Origin of the sequence: Shigella sp. FC1967 (genome assembly GCF_001743005.1) — a bacterium.
In the GTDB taxonomy this organism is placed as follows: Bacteria; Pseudomonadota; Gammaproteobacteria; order Enterobacterales; family Enterobacteriaceae; genus Proteus.
Map to the genome: position 1 here is coordinate 1 of NZ_MIIZ01001226.1, position 464 is coordinate 464.

At 52.4% G+C, this 464-nt stretch carries 1 rRNA gene; it reads right to left on the reverse strand.

Going from position 1 to position 464, the window contains the following annotated elements:
* Positions 1-441: ribosomal RNA gene (locus tag BHE89_RS20510) — 16S ribosomal RNA — on the reverse strand; the annotation flags it as partial.
* Positions 442-464: the final 23 nt, after the last annotated feature.

Below are 464 nucleotides of genomic sequence, written 5' to 3' on the forward strand. Positions count from 1 at the left end.
GAAAGTACTTTACAACCCTAAGGCCTTCTTCATACACGCGGCATGGCTGCATCAGGCTTGCGCCCATTGTGCAATATTCCCCACTGCTGCCTCCCGTAGGAGTCTGGGCCGTGTCTCAGTCCCAGTGTGGCTGATCATCCTCTCAGACCAGCTAGAGATCGTCGCCTAGGTGAGCCATTACCCCACCTACTAGCTAATCCCATATGGGTTCATCCGATAGCGCAAGGTCCGAAGAGCCCCCTGCTTTGGTCCGTAGACATCATGCGGTATTAGCCACCGTTTCCAGTAGTTATCCCCCTCTATCGGGCAGATCCCCATATATTACTCACCCGTCCGCCGCTCGTCAGCAAGAAAGCAAGCTTTCTCCTGTTACCGCTCGACTTGCATGTGTTAGGCCTGCCGCCAGCGTTCAATCTGAGCCATGATCAAACTCTTCAATTAAAAGTGTTTGATGCTCAAAGAAA